10 protein-coding genes are annotated in these 19,951 nt (G+C 73.8%); 8 read left to right on the forward strand and 2 right to left on the reverse strand.

Annotation, left to right across the window (positions count from 1 at the left end; genetic code table 11):
• Positions 1-110 precede the first annotated feature (110 nt).
• Both ACFVZH_RS35755 and ACFVZH_RS35760 read left to right on the forward strand, forming a co-directional pair.
• Positions 111-1,481 (forward strand): helix-turn-helix domain-containing protein, encoded by a 1,371-nt coding sequence (locus ACFVZH_RS35755; RefSeq protein WP_384904121.1) that lies wholly within the window; start codon positions 111-113, stop codon positions 1,479-1,481.
• A 100-nt stretch (positions 1,482-1,581) separates the two neighbouring features.
• Positions 1,582-2,505, forward strand: a complete 924-nt coding sequence (locus ACFVZH_RS35760) for an ornithine carbamoyltransferase (RefSeq protein WP_384904123.1) — start codon at positions 1,582-1,584, stop codon at positions 2,503-2,505.
• 83 nt (positions 2,506-2,588) lie between these two features.
• Here ACFVZH_RS35760 and ACFVZH_RS35765 read toward each other — a convergent pair whose 3' ends face one another.
• Both ACFVZH_RS35765 and ACFVZH_RS35770 read right to left on the reverse strand, forming a co-directional pair.
• Positions 2,589-2,801, reverse strand: coding sequence for an MbtH family protein (locus ACFVZH_RS35765; protein WP_384904125.1), 213 nt, complete (start codon positions 2,799-2,801; stop codon positions 2,589-2,591).
• Between the two features lie 130 nt (positions 2,802-2,931).
• Entirely contained in the window at positions 2,932-3,201 is a 270-nt protein-coding gene (locus ACFVZH_RS35770; protein ID WP_384904127.1) for a hypothetical protein, read from the reverse strand.
• A 237-nt stretch (positions 3,202-3,438) separates the two neighbouring features.
• Here ACFVZH_RS35770 and ACFVZH_RS35775 point away from each other — a divergent pair, with 237 nt between their 5' ends.
• The 6 genes from ACFVZH_RS35775 to ACFVZH_RS35800 all read left to right on the forward strand — a co-directional run.
• Positions 3,439-3,966, forward strand: a complete 528-nt coding sequence (locus ACFVZH_RS35775) for a cobalamin B12-binding domain-containing protein (RefSeq protein WP_384904128.1) — start codon at positions 3,439-3,441, stop codon at positions 3,964-3,966.
• Positions 3,963-5,261: a methylaspartate mutase gene (locus ACFVZH_RS35780; RefSeq protein WP_384904130.1), complete on the forward strand. Its 1,299-nt coding sequence runs from the start codon at positions 3,963-3,965 to the stop codon at positions 5,259-5,261. Before ACFVZH_RS35775 ends, ACFVZH_RS35780 begins: the two co-directional genes overlap by 4 nt.
• Positions 5,258-6,280, forward strand: a complete 1,023-nt coding sequence (locus ACFVZH_RS35785; RefSeq protein ID WP_384904132.1) for an asparagine synthetase A — start codon at positions 5,258-5,260, stop codon at positions 6,278-6,280. Before ACFVZH_RS35780 ends, ACFVZH_RS35785 begins: the two co-directional genes overlap by 4 nt.
• Positions 6,277-7,563, forward strand: a complete 1,287-nt coding sequence (locus ACFVZH_RS35790) for a glutamate synthase-related protein (RefSeq protein WP_384904133.1) — start codon at positions 6,277-6,279, stop codon at positions 7,561-7,563. The genes ACFVZH_RS35785 and ACFVZH_RS35790 overlap by 4 nt, the downstream gene beginning before the upstream one ends.
• Before the next feature lie 105 nt (positions 7,564-7,668).
• The gene (locus ACFVZH_RS35795; RefSeq protein ID WP_384904135.1) at positions 7,669-15,849 is read left to right on the forward strand and encodes an amino acid adenylation domain-containing protein; all 8,181 of its coding nucleotides are present in this window, start codon (positions 7,669-7,671) and stop codon (positions 15,847-15,849) included.
• Positions 15,846-19,951: amino acid adenylation domain-containing protein (locus ACFVZH_RS35800; RefSeq protein ID WP_384904137.1), on the forward strand; the 4,106-nt coding region annotated here is incomplete at its 3' end. The genes ACFVZH_RS35795 and ACFVZH_RS35800, both read left to right, overlap by 4 nt.

Raw genomic sequence — 19,951 nt, forward strand, 5'->3', positions numbered from 1 at the left:
AACGAGCCGGTACGGGAACGGTAATCAGCGCCGCCACTGTAGGGGTCACGAGGCCGACTCCTTCGCGGCCCTCGCACTGAGGACCCCCCATGCATCCAAGGAGACTGGTCATGACCGAGCAGGCATCGCCGGACGGGCTCGCCGAACTACTGCGGGCGGCACGGCAGTGGGCCGGGATCACCCAGGAGCAGCTGGCCGGACTGTCGACGGTCAGCGTGCGGGCCATCAGGGACCTGGAGCAGGGGCGGGTGCGGCACCCGCGCCGGGAGACGCTCCGGCTGCTCGCCGGCGCCATGCGACTGAGCGACGCCCGCCGCGCCGCCCTGGAACTCGCCGTGGAGGGCGCCGAGGCCGGCACGGTGATGCGTGAGACCTACGGCGCCGAACTGGCTCCGCCGCCGCGGCCGTTGCGCCGGCTGGTGGGGCGCACCGAAGAATTGAGGTCACTGACCGCGCTGTTGTCCACCGAGCACGAGCGGCTGCTGAGCGTGGTGGGCCTGGCCGGGGTCGGCAAGACCCGGCTGGCCCAGGAGGCCGCCCTGGCGCTCCACAGCCGGGACCGCACCCCGGTCGTCTGGGTGGACATGAACGAGGCCGCGCCTCCGGTCGCCGGACCCGCGGCGGCCCGCAGTCCGCGGTCCGCGCTGGCGGGCTGGGCCCGCTCGGTGGCCCTCGGCGGACGCGGCCTGGACGAACTCGCCTCCGTGATAGGCGGCCGGGCCACCCTCCTCGTCCTCGACGGCCACGACGACGCGCCCCACCTCGCGGCCCCGCTCCTCGAACTGCTCCACGCCTGCGACCGCCTCAAGGTGCTGATCACGACACGGGAACCGCACCGCACCCCGGGCAACCGGCTGCTGCCGCTGGGCCCGCTGCCCGTGACCGACCCCGTGCGGGCCGACGGCACCGGCGGGCCGCTGCCCGGGGATTCCCTGACCGCCGGGCGGCCGGCCGTCGAACTGATGCTGTCGTACGTCGGCCACATGCGCCCCGACCTGCTGCCCGGCGACTCCCTGGTGCGCACCGTCGCCGACCTCAGCCGGGCCCTCGACGGAGTGCCCAGGGCGATGGAGGCCGCCGCCTCCTGGCTTCTGCTGCGCTCGCCCGCCGAACTGCTCGCGATCGCCCGGACGTCCCCGCTCGACGTCGTGGACGACGTGACCGCCGCCGACACCGGCGGCGAGGGAATGGCCGCGCAGCTCGCGGCGGCCGTCGCCGCCCTGGACGACGGACCGGCCGCGCTGCTCGGCAACCTGAGCCTGCTGGCCGACGGATGGAGCGCCGACCAGGCCGCCACCGAACTCTCCGCGCCGCCGGCGACCGTGGTCCGCGACGTGCACGCCCTGATGCTGCGCGGGCTGGTGCGCCGGCTGCCCGGCGACGAGGACGGCGCCCCGCGGTTCGGGGTGCTCAACCTGGTGCGCCGCCCCGCGGCCGAGCGCGCCGCCCTCCTCGTACGGGCCACGGCCCTCGTCTCCTGAGCGCCCCGGCCGTCCTCGCGCCACTCTCCGTACCCCTCTTCCTCCCTTCTTCCTCTTCTTCCTCCGGCGTTCCCACCCTTCGCAGAAAGGCATCCCCGCCATGCGCAACCTGATCTCCCTCGCCGACCTGAAGCCCGAGCAGCTCGCCCGCATCGTCGCCCGCGCCGTCGAGTTCGGCACCGGCGAGGTCGACGACAAGCCGCTGACGGGACGCCAGGTCGGCATCTACTTCCGCAAGTCGTCCACCCGGACCCGTACCTCGTTCTGGAGCGGTGCCACCCGGCTCGGCGCCGACGTGATCACCTTCGGCCCGGACGAACTCCAGCTGACCACCGGTGAGACGGTGGAGGACACCAGCCGGGTCCTCGGCCAGTACCTCGACGCCCTCGTCGTCCGCACCAACGGCGACGTGGCGGAGATGCGCCGCCTCGGCGGCAGCCCGGACCTCGCGGTCGTCAACGCCCTCAGCCTCGACGAGCACCCCACCCAGGCGATCGCCGACCTGGCCACGCTCAGCGAGCGCTTCGGAGACCTCGCCGGGCGCCACGTGCTCGTCGTCGGGGAGGGCAACAGCTCCGGAGCGGCCCTCGCGCTGGCCGGTGCGCTCACCCCGGGACTGCGGATCACGCTGCTGTCCCCCGAGGGGTACGAGGTGCCCAAGGACACCATGGACCTCGTCGACGAACTCAGCGGCGGACAGCACCTGGTGAGCCGGATCACCGACCCGGCCGCGGTCGAGGGACCCGTCGACGCCGTCTACACGAGCCGCTGGCAGACCATGGGCGTGCCGAAGGCCGACCCGAACTGGCTGACGGCGTTCGAGGGCTTCGCCGTCGACCGGGACTTCTTCGAGCGCCACAGCGGCCCGGACACCGTCTTCCTGCACGACCTGCCGGCCGTCCGCGGCCAGGAGGTCTCCGACGAGGTCCTCGACGGTGAGCGCAGCCTCGCCTGGCGGCAGGCGTTCCACAAGATGACCGCGGCGATGGCGGTCCTGGAGTGGTGCGTGGTCGGCGAGCACTGACCGCGCACGACGGGGCGGCGCCGGTACGGGCTCATGCGAGCCGTACCGACGCCGCCCCGTCGTGTGCGCCTGTGCGCCCGTGATCAGCCGCCCATCGCGGCGACCACCGAACGGGGGCGCAGATCCGTCCAGTTGGCCTCGACGTACTCGGAGCACTCCTGCTTGCTGCCCTCCTCGCGGACCAGCAGCCAGCCCTCCGGGCGGCGGATCCGGGCGGGCCACAGCGAGTGCTGGCCCTCGTCGTTGGCCAGGACGACGAAACGGCCGTCGGCGTCGTCGAACGGATTGGTAGCCATGGCTTCACCTCTGTTGGGTCCGTGGAACGGGGATCCGGTGCCGCACCGGTGTCTCGACGCTACGAGACCGTGCGCGCCGGTTCGGGCAGCCCGTGCGGCAGTTGGGCGGCAGCCCGCCGGCCGGCGCGGGTCACACCAGGACGCGGGACACCTCGTGGGCGCGCGTCACGGCGATCCCGGCGGCCACCGCGGCGGCCCGCACCGAGCCCAGCGCCTCGCGCAGCAGCTCCGTGCGCCGCTGGGGCTGGTCCGCCAGCTCAGGGCGGTCGGCGTCGATCAACTGCATCGCCGCTTCGAGGACGGCGAACTTCGCCTCTCCCAGGGGCTCGTGGCGATCGGTCTCGGACATGACGTCGAGCAGGGCCGCGGCCAGTTCCGCGGTGGGGGCGATCTGGGACATGGGTCCACTCCTCAGGGTTTCTCGGGCGCGTGCTCCCGTATTCCGCTCCGGCCGGCGACGCGGCGGCGGAATTCGACTGTAGGGCGGGCCGGTAAAGGGGAACCGACAGGCACCGGCAACTGCCGCCCGGCTGCCGCCCCGGGCGCCGGTCAGCCGCTCGCGGCGTTCCTACGATCGATGCCGAAGGGAAGTTCCGAGCGGTCCAGGACCTCCTTCTCCCACTTGTCACCCCACGATGTGGACGAAGTGATGATGCAGCCTGCGGAAGTGGCGTCCCGAGCTCGAACCGGGCCGCTGGACGTCATGGTCACCGGACTACCGTCCGATGCCCACACCTGGAATCTCGTGTTCATTCAATTGCTGATCGAAGACCTGGGACACCACGTCGTCAATCTGGGCCCGTGCATTTCCCAGGACGAGATCGTGGAATCCTGCGGCAAGTTCCAGCCCGACCTGCTCGTGGTCAGCAGCGTCAACGGCCATGGCTTCCAGGACGCCGAGGAGCTGATCCGGACGATCCGCTCGCGCTGGGAACTCGCCGGCCTGCCCGCCGTCATCGGCGGCAAGCTGGGCGTCCTCGGTGCCGAGGGCCGCGCCGGAAGCGGCCGGCGGCTCGTCGAGGCCGGCTTCGACGCGGTCTACGAGGAGGATCAGGGCCTCGGTGCCTTCGAGGAGTTCATCGCCGCGCTGGCCGCGAACCGGGGCCCGGTCACACCGGACGCCCCCCTCGCGCCGGCCGCCCGGCTGGAAGGGGTGGCACGGTGACGTCCTTCGGACGGTTCGTGGCCGCCGCCCGGGCCCGGGGCGCCCTCGTGGTCCAACCCCGCATGGGCTTCTCCGAGCCCGCCCGGATGCGGGCCGGACTGCGGGCCACCAAGGGCGCCGCGGACGCGGTCGCCGGCACCCTCACCATCGACAGCTACACCCGCGTCGGCGACGAGCCCTCCGCGGTCCGGGCCCTGGGCCGGGGAGTCCCGCTCAACGGCTACCCCATCACCTCCTACAGCCCGGACACCTCGCGCTGGGTCCTGGACGGAATCGCCGAGGACGGCTTCCCCGTCCAGGTCCGGCACGGCTCGGCGCGCCCGCAGCGCATCGTCGCCGCGCTCGCCCGGCTCGGCCTCACCGCGACCGAGGGCGGCCCCGTCTCGTACTGCCTGCCCTACGGCCGCACCCCGCTCGTCGACTCGGTCCGCAACTGGCAGGAGACCTGCGAGCGACTGGCCGCCCTGCGCGCCGACGGAGCCGAACCGCACCTGGAAAGCTTCGGCGGCTGCATGCTCGGCCAGCTGTGCCCGCCGGGACTGCTCGTGGCGATCAGCGCCCTGGAAGGCGTGTTCTTCCACCGGGCGGGACTGCGGTCGATCTCGCTGAGCTACGCCCAGCAGACCAGCCCGGCGCAGGACCGGCAGGCGGTGCGCGCTCTCCGCCGCCTGGCTGCCGAGCTTCTGCCGGAGACCGACTGGCACATCGTGGTGTACACCTACATGGGGGTGTACCCCCGCACCACCCGCGGCGCCCACGCCCTCCTGGAGGACTCCGCGGCACTGGCGGTCACGGCGGGCGCGCAGCGGCTCATCGTCAAGACGGCCGCCGAGGCCCACCGCATCCCGACCGTCGACGAGAACGTCCGGGCCCTGCGCATCGCGGCGGACGCGGCGGCCCGCGCCGCCGGCGACGACGACACGGACGAGGGGTCCGACCCGGCCGACAACCCGGTGTACGCGGAGGCCCGCGCCCTCGTGGACGCCGTGCTCGGCCTGGACGCCGACCTCGGCACCGCCCTGCTCAAGGCATTCGAGCGCGGCTACCTCGACGTCCCCTACTGCCTCCACCCCGACAACGCGGGCCGCGCCCGCAGCCACATCGACGAGACGGGCCGGCTGACCTGGTCGGACATCGGTGCCATGCCCATCGGGCGGGTCACCGGACGGCGCGGCTCCCGGCTCACCGCGACCGGACTGCACGACGCGCTGACCTTCGTACAGCGCCGCTACGACCACCCCGACCACGACGGCGGCCGCACCCCCGCCGCCGTTCCGCTCCTTCAGGAGGTATGACCGTGACCGTCACCATCGCCGAGGCCGTGGACGAGGCACTCCTGCCCTTCCCCGCCTCCCCCGACGCGCACCTCACCGACCCGCTCACCCGGGCCACCCTGCGCGTGCAGAGCCGCATGCTCGCCGCGACCCGCGCCTTCCTGACGGCGCGCGGTTTCCAGGAGCTGCTGCCGCCCATCATCGGTCCGGTCACCGACCCCGGGATCCGCGGCTCGAAGCAGGTGGACGTCGACTTCTACGGCCACAAGTACAAGATGATGACGAGCGCGATCCTGTACAAGCAGGCGTCGCTGCTGGCCTTCGACAAGATCTTCTACATCGCCCCGAACGTCCGGCTGGAACCGCTGGAGACGGCGGTCACGCACCGCCACCTCGCCGAGTTCCACCAGATCGACGTGGAGATCCGTGACGCCCGCCGCGAGGACGCGATGGACCTCGCCGAGCAGCTCGTCACCCACGTCGTCGCCGACGTCCTCGCCGGCCTGCCGGGCGAGCTCGACCTGCTCGGCCGCGACGCCGGCGCCCTGCGCGAGGCCGTCACCGCCTCCTTCGGCCGGGTCGGCCACCAGCGGGCCACCGCCGAGCTGATCGAGCTCGGCCACCCGCAGGACCCCGCCGCCGAGATCGACTGGCAGGGCGAGGAGATCGTCTCCGCCCGCGCCGAGCGCCCCTTCTTCATCACCGACTACCCGAAGGGCTCGCGCGGCTTCTACGACAAGGAGAGCGCCGAACAGCCCGGCGTCCTGCGGAACTTCGACCTCATCGCCCCCGAGGGCTACGGCGAGCTGGCCAGCGGCAGCGAGCGCGAGCACGACTACGCCACCCTCGTCACCCGCATGCGCGAGACCGGCGAGAACCCCGCCAAGTACGGCTGGTACCTCGACCTGGCCCGCCGCGGAATCCCCGCCAGCTCCGGCTTCGGCATCGGCCTGGAGCGCTTCACCCGCTACGTCACCGGCCGGCAGGCCGCCTGGCAGGCCAGCGCCTACCCGAAGCTCCCCGGGGTGGTGTCGGCATGAGCACCGCACTCGTCGCGGACGGCTTCCCCGAGGAGCAGGTCCGCCTGCGCGCCCGGCAGGGCGCCGGGGCCGTCTTCCCGGCGGAGACCGGCTACGGCAGCGGACTGCTCGGCGCCGTCCCCGCGCCGTCGGCCGGCCGGGCCGCGCACGACCCGGACGACCTGCTGGAGCGGATGCGGATCGTGCCGCCGGTCTTCATGCCCGAGCGGCTGAAGAAGCTCATCGACCTCGCCCGCGAACCGCTGTACACCGACGTCGAACTCGACACCGTCATCGGCGGGTTCACCAGCAGGCTGCCGCTGTACGTGTCGGCCTTCGGGTCCACCCAGGTCGCCAGCCGCGACCTCGGCGAGGCCGCCGGTCGCCAGGCCGGGGCGCTCGGCATCCCGCTGGTCATCGGGGAGAACGTGGTCCCCGTCAACGGCTACCGCAGCGCCGGCGAGAACGGCGTCTCGCCGCTCCTCGGCCGGATCGCCGCCTATGCGGAGGCCGCCGACGACGAGCACGGCGGCGTCGTCGTCCAGCAGTCCACGGAGGACGCCGACGCCGAGGTCTGGAACCTCGTCTACAGCGACCCGCTCACCGAACCCCTCCTCGCCACCGGCCGCCTCGCCTTCGAGCTCAAGGTCGGCCAGGGCGCCAAGCCCGGCCTCGGCGGACTCACCCTGCTGAGCCGCGCGACGGCGGGCCAGGTCGCCGAACAGTACGCCCTCGACGAGGTGTACGGCGCCGGCGGCGACAAGGTCCTGCGGGTCGCCAGCCCCGGCACCTTCACCGAGGAGATCCTGCGCCAGCAGATCCGGCTCATGCGCAACAACTTCCCCCGCGCCCGGGTGTGGGTGAAGCTCCACCCCGGCCGGGACGTCGCCCGGGCCGCGGCCACCGCCTGGGCGGCCGGCGCGGACTCCGTCACCGTCGACGGCGCGGAGGGCGGTACCGCCTGGGCGCCGACCGCCTTCCTCGGCCACGTCGGGCTCCCGCTCGCCGACTGCCTGCGGCGCGTCGGCCGCACCGACCACTGCCTGCTCGCCAGCGGCCGCATGTGGGAGGGCACCCGCGCCGTCAAGGCACTCGCCCTCGGAGCCCGCGCCGTCGGCCTCGGCCGCGCCGCCCTCCTCGCCGTCGACGAGGACCGCGAGGCCGGCCTGACCCGCCTCGTCGAGGCCCTCGCCCTCGAACTGCGGATGCTGACCAGCGCGGTCGGCAAGTACCACGTGAACGCCCTGGACCCGGAGGACCTGCTCCTGCCGGACCAGTGGGAGCCGGCGCCCGGCGCCGCCTAGCCCGCCTCAGCACCACACACGCGATTCCCAGTCGTGGCCGTACGGGATGTCCGGCACGCCGCGAGACCCGTGCACGCCCGAACCTTCGAGAATGGTGTCGAGAAGATGTCTCACCAGCACCCCGTCCAGGCCCCCGCCGTCGACATCGACGCGTACAACAGCACCGCCGTGCGGCTCCCCGAGGGCGCCCTGCACGAGTTGTTCGCCGCCCAGGCCGCACGGACCCCGGACGCCGTGGCGCTGGTGTGCGGGGAGCGCGAACTCACCTACCGCGCACTGGACTCGGCCGCCACGGCCCTGGCCCACGTGCTGCGGGACCGGGGCGTCCGTCCCGGCGACGGGGTGGCCCTCTTCCAGGACCGCTCCCTCGCCTACGTCGTCGCGCTCCTCGCCGTCCTCAAGGCGGGCGGCGCCTACGTCCCCCTCGACCCGCGCCAGCCCGAGGAGCGGCGGGCGTTCATCCTCGCCGACACCGGCGCCGTCCTCCTCGTCACCGACCGCGACGAGCAGGACGTGGCCTTCGCCGGGGGCCTCCCCGTGGTCCGGCTCACCGAGGACGTGACCCTGCCGAAGCGGGACATGGGCTCCCTCGACGTCGCGGTCCACCCGGACCAGCTCGCCTACGTGATGTACACCTCGGGTTCGAGCGGTACGCCGAAGGGCGTCGCCAACACGCATCGGAACGTTGTCGAGTTGGCGCTCGATCCGTGGTGGGGTGCGGGGGAGCGGCACCGCCGGGTGCTCGCGTACTCGCCGCTCGCCTTCGACTCCTCGACCTACGAGCTGTGGGTGCCGCTCCTGAGCGGCGGCACGGCCATCGTCCTGCCCGCACCCAAGCTGGACATCGCCGAGCTGGGCGAGGCGCTCGTCCGCCACGAGATCAGCGCGGTGTACTTCACGACGGCGCTGTTCGACGCGATGGCGTCGGAGGCGGTGGAGTCCCTGGCGGGTCTGGCGGAGATCTGGACGGGCGGTGACGTGCTGTCGCCGGTGGCCCTGCAGAAGGTGCTGGACGCCTGCCCGTCGACCTCGGTGGTCCACGCGTACGGTCCGACGGAGTCCACCGTCTTCTGCAGCTACCAGGTCTTCGGCCCGAACGAGCGGATCGTCGAGCGCCTCCACCTGGGCGTCCCGATGGCGAACACCCGGATGTACGTCCTCGACGAGGCGCTGCGCCCCGTGGAGACCGACGTGGTGGGCGAGCTGTACGTCGCCGGCAGCCACCTCGCCTGGGGATACGTGGGACGCGCCGCCGTCAGCGCGGAGCGGTTCGTGGCCGACCCGTTCGGGCCGGCCGGGGAGCGGATGTACCGCACCGGCGACCTGGCCCGCTGGAACGAGTACGGCGAGATGGTCTTCGAAGGGCGTGCGGACCAGCAGGTCAAGCTCCGCGGCTTCCGCATCGAACTCGGCGAGATCGAGACCGTGCTCCTGGACCACCCCACGGTCGCCCAGGCCGCTGTGATCGTCCGCGAGGACCGGCCCGGCGACAAGCGGCTCGTCGCCTACGTCGTCCCCGCCCCGGGGAACCGCGTCGACACCGACACGCTCCACGGCTACGCCGGCGGCCGCCTCGCGGAGTACATGGTGCCCTCCGCGTTCGTCGAACTCGCCGACCTGCCGCTGACCGCCAACGGCAAGCTCGACCGCCGCGCCCTGCCCGCGCCGCTCGTCGGCGGCGCCGGGGGCCGGACACCTCGAACCCCCGCCGAGGAAGTGCTGTGCGGTCTTTTCGCCGACGCGCTCGGAGTGGCGGCCGTCTCCATCGACGACGACTTCTTCCGCCTCGGCGGACACTCCCTCCTCGCCACCCGCCTGGTCGGCCGCATCCGCACCGCCCTCGCCACCGAACTCTCCCTGCGGGACTTCTTCCAGCACCCCACCGTCGCCGGACTCGCCCAGCGGATCACCGCCGGCGCCGGACAGGCCCTGCGCCCCGCGCTCACCGCCGGCGGCCGCTCCGACGACGACCTCCCTCTGTCGGCCGCCCAGCGCCGCCTGTGGTTCCTCGACCAGATGGAGGGACCGTCCGCGACGTACAACATCCCGCTCGCGGTCCGCCTCACCGGCGCCGTCGACCCGGAGGCCCTGCGGCAGGCCCTCGCCGACGTGATCGCCCGCCACGAGGTCCTGCGGACGAGCTACCCCGTCCACGAGGGCGAGCCGCGGCAGCACATCGCCCACGCCGACGAGGTGACCGTCCCGTTCGCCGTCGTCCCCGTCACCGAGGACGAGCTGGCCGACCGGCTCGCCGAGGAGACCGCCCACCTCTTCGACCTCGCCACCGAACTGCCCCTGCACGCAGTCCTGTTCGAGCTCGCGCCGAACCGCGGTGTCCTCGTCCTCGTCGTCCACCACATCGCCTCCGACGGCTGGTCCAACACTCCCCTCATGCGGGACCTCGGCGCCGCCTACACGGCCCGGACCGAGGGCGCGACGCCGGACTGGGAGCCGCTGCCCGCCCAGTACGCCGACTACGCCCTGTGGCAGCGTGACCTCCTCGCCGACCACGAGGAGAACCAGCTCGCCCACTGGCGCGAGGCGCTCGCCCAGCTGCCCACCGAGGTGACCCTGCCCACCAGCCGGCCCCGCCCGGTCGTGGCCTCCTACCGCGGCGCCACCCACACCGTGCACTGCCCGGCGGAGACCCACCAGGCCCTCTCCACCCTGGCCAGGGAACACGGCGTGACCCTGTTCATGGTCGCGCAGGCGGCCACCGTGGCCCTGCTGACCCGCTCCGGCGCCGGCACCGACATCCCTCTCGGCTCGCTCGTCGCGGGGCGCACCGACGAAGCCCTCGAAGAGCTGGTCGGCTTCTTCGTCAACACCCTGGTGCTCCGCACCGACGCCTCCGGCGACCCGACGTTCCGGGAGCTCCTCGACCGGGTCCGCGAGACCGACCTGGCGGCCTGGGCGCACCAGGAACTGCCCTTCGACCGGCTCGTCGAGACCCTCAACCCCGAGCGCTCCGCCGCCCGCCACCCCCTCTTCCAGGTCATGCTCACCCTCGCCGAGGCCGCCGAGGCCACGCCCCGGCTGCCCGGAGTGCGCGCCGAGACGCAGCAACTCAGCGCGGGCATCGCCAAGTTCGACCTCACCGTCAACTTCTACGAGCACCGCGACCGGGTCGGCCACCCCAACGGCCTCGACATCGTCCTGGAGTACGCCACCGACCTGTACGACGCCGAGTCCGTCGAGGCGGCCGCCGAACGCCTCGCCCGGGTCCTGGACGCCGTCATCGCCGACCCGGACGTCAAGGTCGCCGACATCGAACTGCTCTCCGCGCGCCAGCGCCGCGCCCTGCTCGCCGACTACAACGACACCGCCGCCGAACTGCCCGAGGGCACGCTGCACGAGCTGTTCGCCGCCCAGGCGGCCCGGACCCCGGACGCCACGGCGCTGCTGTGCGGGGGCCGCGAGACGACGTACCGCGAGCTCGACCGCGCCTCCGACGCCTTCGCCCGCCGCCTGACCGCGCACGGCGTCCGGTCGGGCGCCGCCGTCGGCCTCTACCTCGACCGCTCGCCCGAGTTCATGGTCGCGGCCCTCGCCGTCCTCAAGGCCGGCGGCGCCTACGTCCCCCTCGACCCGCGCCAGCCCGAGGAACGCCTCGCCTTCATCCTCGCCGACACCGGTGCCCCCCTCCTGGTCACCGACCGCCCCGCCGGCGAGGTCGCGTTCGCCCGCGGCCTGGCCCTGCTCGCCGCCCCCGACGTACCGGAGCTCCTCGCCGCCCCCGGCGACGACGCCCTCGCACCGCGCGTCCACCCGGACCAGCTGGCGTACGTGATGTACACCTCGGGTTCGAGCGGTACGCCGAAGGGCGTCGCCAACACGCATCGGAACGTCGTGGAGTTGGCGCTCGATCCGTGGTGGGGTGCGGGGGAGCGGCACCGCCGGGTGCTCGCGTACTCGCCCCTCGCGTTCGACTCCTCGACCTACGAGCTGTGGGTGCCGCTCCTGAGCGGCGGCACCGCCGTCATCCTCCCGGTCGCGAAGGTCGACGTCGGTGAGCTGGGCGAGGCGCTCGTCCGCCACGAGATCAGCGCGGTGTACTTCACGACGGCGCTGTTCGACGCGATGGCGTCGGAGGCGGTGGAGTCCCTGGCGGGTCTGGCGGAGATCTGGACGGGCGGTGACGTGCTGTCGCCGGTGGCGCTCCAGAAGGTGCTGGACGCCTGCCCGTCGACCTCGGTGGTCCACGCGTACGGTCCGACGGAGTCCACCGTCTTCTGCAGCTACCAGGTCTTCGGCCCGAACGAGCGGATCGTCGAGCGCCTCCACCTGGGCGTCCCGATGGCGAACACCCGGATGTACGTCCTGGACGCGCAGCTGCGGCCGGTCGTCCCCGGTGTGGTCGGCGAGCTGTACGTCGCCGGCAGCCACCTCGCCTGGGGATACGTGGGACGGGGCGGACTGTCGGCGGAACGGTTCGTGGCCGACCCGTTCGGACCCGCGGGGGAGCGGATGTACCGCACCGGCGACCTCGCCCGCTGGAACGAGTACGGCGAGATGCTCTTCGAAGGGCGCGCGGACCAGCAGGTCAAGCTCCGCGGCTTCCGCATCGAACTCGGCGAGATCGAGACCGCCCTCCTCGCCGACCCCACGGTCGTCCAGGCCGCGGTGATCGTCCGCGAGGACCGCGCCGGCGACAGGCGGCTCGTCGCCTACGTCGTCCCCGCCCCGGGGAACCGCGTCGACACCGACGGCCTGCGCCGCGACTGCGCGCGGAAGCTCGCCGAGTACATGGTGCCCTCCGCCTTCGTCGAGCTGGACGTCCTGCCGCTGACCGCCAACGGCAAGCTGGACCGCCGTGCGCTGCCCGCGCCGCGCCTCGGCACCGGGCCCGGCGGCCGGCAGGGACGCACCCCCGTCGAGGAGGTGCTGTGCGGCCTGTTCGCCGACGCGCTCGGGCTCCCCGCGGTCTCCATCGACGACGACTTCTTCCGCCTCGGCGGACACTCCCTGCTCGGCACACGGCTGGTCAGCCGCATCCGGCAGCTCCTCGGCGCACGGGTCTCCGTACGGGACCTGTTCCGCTGCCCCAGCGTCGCCCGGTTCGCGGAGTTCCTCGCCGAGACCGACGGCGAGGACCGGCGCCCGGTCCTCATGGCCGCCGCCCGGCCGGAGCGGGTCCCGCTCTCCGCGGCCCAGCGGCGCCTGTGGTTCCTCGACCAGATGGAGGGGGCGTCCGCGACGTACAACATCCCCCTCGCCGTCCGACTCACCGGCACCCTCGACACCGACGCCCTGCGGCTGGCCCTGACCGACCTCCTCGGCCGCCACGAGGCGCTCCGCACCGTCTTCCCCGCCGAACAGGGCACGCCGCACCAGCTGGTCGTGCCGGCCGACCAGGCCCGCGTCGACCTTCCGGTCATCCCGGCCACGGCCGACGCGCTCCCCGCGGTCCTGCGCGACCTGTCCGCCACCACCTTCGACCTGGCCCGCGAACTTCCGCTGCGCGCCGACCTGGTGAGGATCGCCGACGACGAGCACGTGCTGCTCCTCGTGACCCACCACATCGCCTCCGACGGCTGGTCCAACACGCCCCTCATGCGGGACCTCGGCACCGCCTACACGGCCCGGAGCGACGGCGCCGCACCCGACTGGGAGCCGCTGCCCGTCCAGTACGCCGACTACGCGCTGTGGCAGGAGGCCCTGCTCGCCGCCGACGAGGAGCGCCAGCTCGCCTACTGGCGCGGCGCCCTGGAGCGCCTCCCGGAGGAGGTGACGCTGCCCGCCGACCGGGCCCGGCCGGCCACCGCCTCGTACCGGGGGGCCTCGCTCACCGTCCAGTGCCCCGCCGACCTGCACAAGGCCCTCACCCGGCTGGCCCGCGAGAACGGCACCACCCTCTTCATGGTCGCGCAGGCCGCCACCGCGGTCCTCCTGTCGCGCTCCGGAGCGGGCGCCGACATCCCCCTCGGCTCCCCGGTCGCGGGCCGGACCGACGAAGCCCTCGAAGACCTGGTCGGGTTCTTCGTCAACACGCTGGTGCTGCGCACCGACGTCAGCGGCAACCCGACCTTCCGGGAGCTCCTGGAGCGGGTCCGGGCCACCGACCTCGCGGCCTGGGCGCACCAGGACGTCCCCTTCGACCGGCTCGTCGAGACCCTCAACCCCGAGCGCTCGGCCGGCCGCCACCCGCTCTTCCAGGTGATGCTGTCGGTCACCGACGCCGCCGGTCCGGTGCCCGAACTCGGCGGCCTGCGCGCCGAGTCGGAGTTCACCGCACTCGACATCGCCAAGTTCGACCTCACGTTCACCTTCCACGAGCACCGGACCGCCGACGGCGGCCCCGCCGGCCTCGGCATCACCGTCGAGTACGCCACCGACCTGTACGAGGCGGCCAGCGTCTCGGCCGTCACCGCACGACTGGTCCGGCTCCTCGAAGCGGCCTCCGGCACCCCCGACGTCCCGATCGCGGACCTCGACGTCCTCGCGGCCGACGAGCGCAGGCAGCTCCTCGACACCTGGCACGGCACCCCGCACACCCGGCCCGCTGCCTCGATGCCCCAGCTGTTCGCCGCGCAGGCCGCCCGCACCCCGGACGCCGTCGCCGTCACCCTGGCAGGCCGGCGCCTGACCTACGCGGAGCTCGACCGGCGCGCCAACCGGCTGGCCCACCGCCTGATCGCCGAGGGCGTCCGCCCCGGCTCGCGGGTGGTCCTCTTCCTGGAACGCTCCCTGGAAGCCGTCGTCGCGATCCTCGCGATCGTCAAGGCCGGCGCGGTGTACGTCCCGCTGGACACCCGCTACCCGACCGACCGCATCGAGCTCATCGTGCGGATGTCCGGCGGGACCCTCTTCCTCACCGACCGGGAGCTCGCCGGCCTCGAACTGCCGCACGGCGCCCGGGCCCTGAACGTCACGGACAGCACCGACGGCCTGCCCGAGACGGCACCCGAGGTCGAGGTCCACCCCGAGCAGCTTGCCTACGCGATGTTCACCTCGGGCTCGACCGGGGTGCCCAAGGGCGTCGCCGTCACCCACCGCAACGTCGCCGAACTGGCCGCCGACACCCTCTTCACGACCGACGTCCACCGCCGGGTCCTGCTGCACTCGCCGCTCGCCTTCGACGCGACGACATACGAGCTGTGGGCGCCGCTGCTGTCCGGCGGCACCCTGGTCGTCGCCCCGCCCGGCCTGCTCGACACGGCTGGTCTCGCGACCATCCTCGCCGAGGAGTCCATCACCGGGCTGTGGCTGACCGTCGGCCTGTTCCGGCTGGTCGCCGAGGAGGACCCGGGAGCGTTCGCCGGCCTCGGCGAGGTGTGGACGGGCGGTGACGTGGTGCCGCCGGAGGCGGTCCGCCGGGTCATGGACGCCTGCCCCCAGCTCACCGTGGTCAACGCCTACGGACCCACCGAGACGACGACCTTCGCCACCTCCCACACCCTGCACCGCCCGTTCGACTACGACGGTGCGCTGCCCATCGGCCGCCCCCTCGACAACACCCGCCTCTACGTCCTCGACGAGAACCTCGGCCTCCTGCCGGCGGGCGTCCAGGGCGAGCTGTACATCGCGGGCACCGGCCTCGCCCAGGGCTACCTGGACCGGCCGGCGCTCACCGCCGAACGGTTCGTCGCCGATCCCTACGGCCCGCCCGGCTCACGAATGTACCGCACCGGCGACCTCGTCTGCTGGTCGCGGGAGGGCGAGATCGAGTACCTCGGCCGTGCGGACCAGCAGGTGAAGCTCCGCGGCTTCCGCATCGAGCCGGGCGAGATCGAGTCGGCGCTCATGGCGCACGGCTCGGTCGGCCAGGCCGCCGTCGTCGTCCGCGAGGACCGCCCCGGCGACAAGCGCCTCGTCGCCTACGTCGTCGGACACGGCGCCACCGCCCCCGACCCGGAAGCGCTGCGCACCCACGCCGGCGAACTCCTGCCGGACTACATGGTCCCCTCCGCCTTCGTCGTCCTGGACGCCCTGCCGCTCACCGGCAACGGCAAGCTCGACCGACGGGCCCTGCCCGCACCCGCGGCCTCGGCCGCGAGCACCGGCCGCCGGCCGCGCAACCCGCGCGAGGAAGTGCTCTGCGGGCTGTTCGCCGACGTCCTCGGCGTCGCCGACGTCTCCATCGACGACGACTTCTTCCGCCTCGGCGGGCACTCGCTGCTCGCCACCCGGCTCGTCAGCCGGATCCGCACCGCCCTCGGGGCCGAACTCCCGGTCCCCGCCCTCTTCGAGAACCCGAACGTGGCCAGCCTGGCCGAGCGGCTCGACCGCGCCGAGAGCGCGCGCCCGAAGCTGCGGCCGATGCGCCGGATGGGAGCCTCCCAGTGATCCCCCTGTCATACGCCCAGCAGCGCCTGTGGTTCCTCGCCCAGCTGGAGGGCCCCTCGGCGACCTACAACATCCCGCTGGCCCTCCGCCTGACCGGCGACCTCGACACCGAGGCGCTGACCCTGGCCCTCGGCGACGTCGTCGCCCGCCACGAGAGCCTGCGCACGGTCTACCCCGAGCGCGACGGCACCCCGTACCAGGAGATCCTCGCCGCCGAGGACGTACGGCTCGACCTGCCCGTCCTGCACGCCACCGAGGCCGCCCTCGCGGACGTCCTCGCCACCGAGTCCGCCCACGTCTTCGACCTGGCCTCCGACCTCCCCGTCGAGGCCCGGCTGATCCGGCTCGCCGACGGCGGCCGGGAGCGGGACGAGAACGGCCCGACGCCGGGGCACGGCGACGAGCAGGAGCACGTCCTCCTCGTCGTCATGCACCACATCGCCTCCGACGGCTGGTCCATCGCCCCCCTGCTGCGCGACCTCGCCCACGCCTACCGGGCGCGCACCGCCGGCCGGGCCCCGGAGCAGGAGCCCCTGGAGATCCAGTACGCCGACTACACCCTCTGGCAGCAGGAACTCCTGGGCGAGCCCGACGCCGAGGACAGCGTCATGGCCCGGCAGGCCGCCTACTGGCGCGAGCGGCTGGCCGGCCTGCCGGCCGAGGCCACCCTCCCGGCGGACCGGCCCCGCCCCGCCGTCGCCTCCTACCGCGGCGACACCCGCGGCCTGCACTGCCCGCCCGAGACCCACGCGGCCCTCGTCGAGCTGGCGAAGGAGAGCGGCGCCACCCTCTTCATGGCGGCCCAGGCGGCCCTGGCGACCGTCCTCGCCGCCTCCGGCGCCGGCACCGACGTCCCCGTCGGCTCCCCGGTCGCCGGCCGCACCGACGAAGCGCTCGACGACCTCGTGGGCTTCTTCGTCAACACCCTGGTGCTGCGCACCGACGTCGGCGGCGACCCGACGTTCCGGGAACTCCTGGAGCGCGTCCGGACCACCGACCTCGGCGCGTGGGCCCACCAGGACCTGCCCTTCGACCGGCTCGTGGAGGCGCTCAACCCCGAGCGCACCGGCGACCGCCACCCCCTCTTCCAGGTCATGCTGACCCTGGTGCAGGCCGGCGCCACCGACGCCGGAGCCGACTTCCCCGGCCTCCGGACCCGCGCCGAGTACTCGCCGACCGGCACCGCCAAGTTCGACCTCACCGTCGGCTTCGACGAGCACCTCACCCCCGACGGCCGCCCCGGCGGCCTCGACATCACCGCCGAGTACGCCACCGACCTGTACGACCCCGAGACCGTCGAGGCGCTCCTCGCCCGCCTCGGCCGGCTGCTCGCCGAGGCCGTCGCCCACCCCGACACCCCGCTGTCCGGCCTCGACCTGCTCGACCCGGCCGAGCGCACCCTCCTCCTGGACACCTGGACCGGCCGCGCCACCCCCGTGCCCGACGCCCCGCTCGCCGAGCTGTTCGCCGCGCAGGTCGCGCGCACCCCGGACGCCGTCGCCCTCACGCACGCGGGCCGCACCTACACCTACGCCGAGGTCGACGCCGTCTCCAACCGGTTCGCGCACCACCTGGGCTCGCTCGGGGTCGGGCCCGAGACCGTCGTCGCCGTCCTGATGGAACGCTCGGCCGACCTCGTCCTGTCCCTGCTCGCCATCACCAAGGCCGGCGGCGTCTACGCCCCCCTCAACGCCGTCGACCCGGCCTCCCGGCTCACCCGGATCCTCGCCGACACGGCCGCCCCCGTCCTCCTCGTCGACCCGGCCCTCGCCGACCACGAGATCCTCGGCGAGGCGACCGGCGTGCGCACCGTCCTGGTCGACGGGCTCGACCGCGACCCCGTCCTCGACGCCCACCCGGCGACGGCGCCCGAGACCGGCACCCACCCCGACCAGTGGCTGTACGTCATGTTCACCTCGGGCTCGACCGGGGTGCCCAAGGGCGTCGCCGTCACCCACCGCAACGTCGCCGAACTCGCCCTCGACCACAGCTGGACCCGGCCCGCCCACGCCCACGTGCTCTTCCACTCCCCGCACACCTTCGACGCCTCGACCTTCGAACTGTGGGTGCCTTGGCTCACCGGCGGCACCGTGTCGGTCGCCCCGCCCGGCGTCCTCGACACGGCCGCGCTCGCGGCCGTGCTGAAGGAGGAGTCGATCACCGGGCTGTGGCTGACCGCCGGTCTGTTCCGGCTGGTCGCCGAGGAGGACCCGGGAGCGTTCGCCGGCCTCGGCGAGGTGTGGACGGGCGGTGACGTGGTGCCGCCGGAGGCGGTCCGCCGGGTCATGGACGCCTGCCCCGACCTGACCGTGGTCAACGGCTACGGACCGACGGAGACGACGACGTTCGCCACGTCGCACCCGCTCCACCGCCCGTTCGACTACGACGGCGCGCTGCCCATCGGCCGCCCCCTCGACAACACCCGCCTCTACGTCCTCGACGACCACCTCGGCCTCGTCGCCCCCGGCGTCCCCGGCGAGCTGTACATCGCCGGCGCCGGACTGGCCCGCGGCTACCTCGGCCGCCCCGCCCAGACCGCCGAGCGGTTCGTCGCCGACCCGTACGGGCCCACCGGCTCACGGATGTACCGCACGGGCGACCTCGTGCGCTGGTCGCGGGAGGGCGAGATCGAGTACCTCGGCCGTGCGGACCAGCAGGTGAAGCTCCGCGGCTTCCGCATCGAGCCGGGCGAGATCGAGTCGGCGCTCGTCGCCCACGGCTCGGTCGGCCAGGCCGCCGTCGTCGTCCGCGAGGACCGCCCCGGCGACAAGCGCCTCGTCGCCTACGTCGTCGCCGACGGCACCGCCGACACCGACCTCGCCGCCCTGCGCCGCCACGCGGCCGACGCCCTGCCCGAGTACATGGTCCCGTCCGCCTTCGTCGTCCTCGACGCCCTGCCCCTCACCGGCAACGGCAAGCTCGACCGCCGCGCCCTGCCGCAGCCCGTCCTCGGCGGCGAGAGCGACGGCCGGGCCCCGCGCAACCCCGTAGAGGAGGTCCTCTGCGGCCTCTTCGCCGACGTCCTCGGTACCCCGTCCGTCACCGTCGACGACCACTTCCTGCGGCTCGGCGGCCACTCCCTGCTCGCCACCCGGCTGGTCAGCCGGATCCGCGCCGCCCTCGGCGCCCGGATCACGGTGCGCGACATCTTCCAGCACCCGACCGTGGCCCAGCTCGCCGAGCTGGTCGCGGCGGGCAGCGGCGAGCCGGCCCGCCCCGCGCTCACGGTCCAGGAGCGCCCCGAGCGGATCCCGCTCTCCTCCGCCCAGCAGCGCCTCTGGTTCCTCGACCAGCTGGAAGGCCCGTCGGCGACCTACAACATCCCGCTGGCCCTCCGGCTCACCGGGGCCCTCGACGCGGAGGCCCTGCGCCGCGCGCTCATCGACGTCGTCGTCCGCCACGAATCCCTGCGGACCGTCTTCCGGACCGCCGACGGCGAGGCGTTCCAGCACGTCCTGCCCGCCGACGGGATCGACGTACCGCTGCCCACCGTGCCGGCCACCGAGGAGAACCTCCCCGCACTGCTCGCCGAGGAGAGCGCCAAGGTCTTCGACCTCACCGTCGAACTCCCGCTGCGCGCCGCCCTGCTGGCCCTCGCGGACGACGAGCACGTCCTGGTGGTCGTCGCCCACCACATCGCCTCCGACGGCTGGTCGAACGCGCCCTTCTTCGCCGACCTCGCCCGTGCCTACGAGGCCCGCTGCGGGGGAGCGGCCCCCGAGTGGGCGCCGCTGCCGGTGCAGTACGCCGACTACACCCTCTGGCAGCGCGACCTGCTCGGCGACGAGCAGCTGCCCCAACTCGACTTCTGGCGCGAGGCCCTGGCGGGCCTCCCGGAGGAGGCGACCCTCCCCGCGGACCGACCGCGGCCGGCCGTCGCCTCCTACCAGGGCGCCACGCTCACCGTGTCCTGCCCCGCCCCGGTCCACCGGGCGCTGACAGGGCTGGCACGGGAAACCGGCACCACCGCCTTCATGGTGGCCCAGGCCGCCGTGGCGACCGTGCTCGCACGGTGCGGTGCCGGAACGGATGTCCCGATCGGTTCGCCGGTCGCGGGGCGGACGGATCAGGCTCTCGACGATCTCGTGGGCTTTTTCGTCAA

The organism is Streptomyces sp. NPDC059534, from assembly GCF_042743475.1.
In the GTDB taxonomy this organism is placed as follows: domain Bacteria; phylum Actinomycetota; class Actinomycetes; order Streptomycetales; family Streptomycetaceae; genus Streptomyces.